At 61.7% G+C, this 240-nt stretch carries 1 pseudogene; it reads left to right on the forward strand.

The window, feature by feature from the left end:
- Nucleotides 1–76 precede the first annotated feature (76 nt).
- Nucleotides 77–240, forward strand: a pseudogene (locus SB764_RS44205) (aspartate aminotransferase family protein); the annotation flags it as partial.

The raw sequence follows: 240 nt of genomic DNA on the forward strand, positions 1-240 counted from the left end.
CCACACTGCTGCAACTGTTTATGCCGCCATTAAACCGCGGACGCTACAGTTTCGCTACCACTTCGAGGAGAAAACCATGACTTCGCGCCCCGTCATCGACGACCTGTCGTCTTTCTGGATGCCCTTCACCGCCAACCGCCAGTTCAAGGCTGCGCCGCGCCTGCTGGAATCGGCCAAGGGCATGTATTACCGCACCACGGACGGGCGCGAGGTGCTCGACGGCTGCGCGGGTCTCTGGTG

This window comes from Paraburkholderia sp. SIMBA_027 (assembly GCF_046535315.1).
Classification (GTDB): domain Bacteria; phylum Pseudomonadota; class Gammaproteobacteria; order Burkholderiales; family Burkholderiaceae; genus Paraburkholderia; species Paraburkholderia tropica.